Source organism: Marinagarivorans sp. (assembly GCF_982758155.1).
Genome location: NZ_CEXWTU010000326.1, coordinates 1 through 4,309, shown reverse-complemented (window position 1 = coordinate 4,309; position 4,309 = coordinate 1). Strand labels below are relative to the sequence as shown.

Sequence of the window (4,309 nt, the reverse complement as noted above, 5' to 3'; positions counted from 1 at the left end):
GACATAGGTCAGTAGGGTAACGCATCGGGGCAGGAGCCCCTTATTAGACATTGCATCGCCACATGGAAGTGGCTAATTAGGATAACGCAGGAGCAGTTATCGAGGAGCATAATGTCGTGGAGCGGTTACCGAGGCATGTAACGCTTTGAGCAACGAAGGTAAGGAGGTCGAGATCAAGTATTAGTGGATGAAATATTGTTTCCTCGTCCCTAACTTCCCGTTTTTGAATTCATGGATGCACGCTTGCCTTCGTTAAGAATATTTGCAATAGCCGGCTATTACGCCATATTTTCGCCTCGCCAAGCAAGCACACACAAACCCAAACTCCAGCAACTTATTCCGTGCACGCCCCTTGGTATTTCAACAAAGCCACACGCTGAATAGCAGCCACGCTAATGGCATCGGTGATTTCCCCATTCAGTGTCATCGCCAACGCCTCTTCAAAAGGCAGCTTTAATACCGAGATATCTTCCGTCGCTTCATGCGCTACCGCACCTTGCGTTAACCCTTTGGCGATAAAAATATCGGCGGCCTCATCTGTCACTGAATTAGAAAGGTGTAACGTCATTAGATATTGAATATCCCGCGCTTCCAGCCCCACCTCTTCTTTTAATTCGCGGCGTGCGCAATCTATGGTTTCTTCCCCTTGCGCAGCACCGCCCTCGGGGATTTCATAGGTTTCACAGCCCAAGGTATAACGCGTTTGTTTGACTAGCCACGTATTGCCCTCGTCATCAATGGGTAATACACCCACCGCCGCGCCTTTAAAATGCACAACACCATAAACCCCGGCCGTTTTACCGGGTGTAATCACGTTTTCGTGGCGCACGCTAATCCACGGATTTTCATACACCACTTTAGAATCCAAACACTGCCAAGGCCCTACGCTTTTTATCGCCACAATAATCTCTTTATAAATTAATTAACTCGGCACCTTCACGCTGCGCCTTTGGAATACGGTCCCATGTTGAAAAGTGCATTTGCCCATCGGCGCTTTTCCATTTGAACAATACCTCGTTGGCCGGGCCAGTAGGCACCGGAGGGTCTTCACCAAATACCGGTTCAACGGGTTCGCGCGCTAACGCTGCGGGTGATGATTCCCCTGGTGTTTTCACCATACCGCCACCCATTATCGCTGCCACTAAAGGCTGCATTTTCGGGTGAGTCATTAAACGTGCGGTATCCCCCGATTGCATAATGGCTTGAATCTCAGGGTCTTCCAAAACCTTACGCGTATCTTCAGATTGTTTGATGTGCTCCACCCGCTGCCAAACATCAACCATCGTGGTTGCCAAAGCTTGCTCTTGCGTTTCGTCATTACCGCGCGGCACCAATGCAATCATGCTTTCCATACCCGGCTGTTGCGAAAAGGCGACAAAATCGGGGTGTTGAACCAACTGATCAATATCCCCGCTTGCAATGGCCTGCTTTAAGGGTTCGCTATGAAACAGCATTTTAGTTTCATCTGAGCCCGATACGGCCTGCAAATGCATTACACCAGCGGCTGGCGCTTGCGCTAAAACCACGCCCGCTTGCACCTGATCATCTGATGCGCCCACCAACTTAAGCCCAACACCAATTAAACGGGACATCACCACATTGCTAATACGCACAAGGGGGTGCTCGGCTGTATAGCCGATTTGCTGTAAAACACCTTTTATATTAGGGCTAGGGATAGCACCGGCAACCAAACCCGCGCCCCATAAAGCGGCCATTAACATCACCGTTGCCATAGCGCTGTTACCTACAGCACCAACCCAGGCCGTTGTAGCAGACTGTTTATAGCGCTTAGCCAAAGGCCAAAACAGCACATTCACCACCACCGCTACCACCAAAAAAATGCCGCCCGCCGCCAAAGGCCATTGTAAAAACGGAGTAACTTTGCCGGTAAGCGATTGCGCCAGCGGCCAGCCCCATATAAAGCACGCCGCATATCCACCCAGCAACGACAACACGCCAGCCAGCACCCGAATAGCCCCGCGTTTATAGCCCCGCCACGCACCCCATAACACCCAAACACAGGCAACAATCACCAAAATACTCATGCGTAAATTTTCCATCCTCTTTAATCGGCTATAAATGCCCCACCCACACGCCAACACAGCGTATAAGAATTGCTTGGATTAGGCCAGATTGCTATTATTGCGCCCCATTGCAGCCGGTCTTCCGCGCTTTACCCTTTTTTATTGATTTATCAGCAGTTGCTAGCAGCCGACACCGGAATAAAACCGTTTAAGCACGCAGCCCTTGCCAGTCAACCACTCACTGTATCGCCCCTATTTAAAGGTAGCTTTTATCATGCCTAATGCTTTGTCGCCTCTGGTGGAATTAGAAAATTCTGTAGAATTTATCGGTCGTCACATTGGCCCAGACTCTGCTCAAACTCAAGCCATGCTAGAACGCCTTGGCAAAAATTCTATGGCAGAATTAATCGAAGCCACAGTACCCAAAAGCATTCGGGCCGAAACCACCAGCGTCCTTAAAAGCGCCATTACGGAACAGGCCGCACTGACCGAACTTAAAGCGCTAGCCAGCCAAAACCAAGTTTTAAAAAGCTACATCGGTATGGGCTACCACGATACCTACACGCCCCATGTTATTTTGCGCAACGTACTAGAAAACCCCGGCTGGTATACCGCATACACGCCCTACCAGCCCGAAATTGCGCAAGGCCGCTTAGAAGGTTTATTAAACTTCCAGCAAATGATTTTAGATTTAACCGGTATGGATTTGGCCAACGCCAGCATGCTGGACGAAGCTACGGCCGCCGCCGAAGCCATGGCCATGAGTAAGCGCGTTAACAAAAAAAGCAAAAGTAACACCTATTTTGTCGCCAGCGATGTGCACCCACAAACCATCGCCGTGGTGCAAACCCGCGCCGAGCATTTCGGTTTTGATGTGATTGTTGATGATGTGAGCACCCTCGCCGAACACGACTACTTCGGCGCACTCATTCAATACCCCAGCACTACCGGCCAAATACACAACATTACCGAACTCGCGCAAACCGTACACGCACACAATGCGCTCATTACCGTGGCCGCCGACATTCTAAGCTTGGTACTGCTTGAAGCGCCGGGTAAACAAGGTGCCGATATTGTTATTGGTTGCAACCAGCGCTTTGGGATACCCATGGGCTTTGGTGGCCCGCACGCGGCCTTTTTTGCCTTCCGCGATGCTTACAAGCGCTCATCCCCTGGCCGCATAATTGGCGTTTCCATTGATGCCCGCGGCAAACAAGCACTGCGCATGGCCATGCAAACCCGCGAACAACATATTCGCCGCGAAAAAGCCAACTCCAACATTTGCACATCGCAAGTACTGCTTGCGCTGCTAAGCACCTTTTATGCGATGTACCACGGCCCAGAAGGCCTAAAGCGCATTGCCAAGCGCGTACACCTATTAACCAAAACATTAGCCCAAGGCATTCGCCAAGCAGGCTTCGAATTAGCCCACGATACCTTTTTCGATACCATTACCATCACCACGCCGAAAGCCAAAGCCTTGGCAGAGTCAGCCGAAAGCAACGGCATGAATGTACGTTTAATTGATAACAACCGCTTATCCATTAGCCTGAACGAAACAACACACAGTAGCGACGTAGACGCCCTGCTCGCCATTTTTGCCAGCAACGATAAAACCGCCGAGCTCGTCGATGCCGCCAATACACTCGTGACTCTTCCGGCCGAACAAACCCGCACCGACGCCATTCTTAGCCACCCCGTGTTCAACACTTACCACAGCGAAACAGAGATGATGCGTTATCTCAAACGCTTAGAGTCTCGTGATATCGCACTCAACCACGCCATGATCCCACTGGGCTCGTGCACCATGAAGCTCAACGCCGCTGCCGAGATGATTCCCGTCACCTGGCCCGAATTTGGCCGCATGCACCCCTTCGCACCCATTAGCCAAGCCAAAGGTTACAGCGCGCTATTCGAACAGCTACAGGATATGCTCAAAGCCTGCACCGGTTACGATGCCATTAGCTTACAACCCAATGCCGGCTCGCAAGGGGAATACGCAGGGCTTGTAGCGATTAAAAAATATTTCGAATCCAAAGGCGAAGACCAACGCACCATTTGCTTAATTCCCGCTTCGGCGCACGGCACTAATCCGGCCTCAGCTCAAATGGTCAGTATGAAAGTGGTCGTAATTAAATGTGATGACGAAGGCAACGTCGACATGGCCGACCTTAGCGCCAAAGTCGAACAATTCAGTTTTCCAGCAATTCATCTCTTTCTTCATGTCGGCTCTGACCGATGCAACCTCGGATTTAACCTCCTTGCGCACCTCGTCGATTTTCACG

3 protein-coding genes are annotated in these 4,309 nt (G+C 50.7%); 1 reads left to right on the top strand and 2 read right to left on the bottom strand.

The window, feature by feature from the left end:
• Positions 1-334: 334 nt before the first annotated feature.
• Positions 335-901, bottom strand: coding sequence for an NUDIX domain-containing protein (locus AC3A8L_RS20310; protein ID WP_487964095.1), 567 nt, complete (start codon positions 899-901; stop codon positions 335-337).
• A 10-nt stretch (positions 902-911) separates the two neighbouring features.
• A complete protein-coding gene (locus AC3A8L_RS20305) occupies positions 912-2,045 on the bottom strand; it encodes a hypothetical protein (RefSeq protein WP_487964094.1) in 1,134 nt (377 codons plus the stop codon).
• A gap of 253 nt (positions 2,046-2,298) precedes the next feature.
• On the opposite strand from AC3A8L_RS20305, the gene gcvP reads away from it, so the two are divergent.
• On the top strand, positions 2,299-4,309 hold a 2,011-nt coding region (gene gcvP / locus AC3A8L_RS20300), incomplete at its 3' end, for an aminomethyl-transferring glycine dehydrogenase (protein ID WP_487964093.1).

Excerpts from the sequence above, each read along its gene's own strand:
- AC3A8L_RS20305 (WP_487964094.1), bottom strand. The coding sequence starts at position 2,045 with ATGAGTATTTTGGTGATTGTTGCCTGTGTTTGGGTGTTATGGGGTGCG.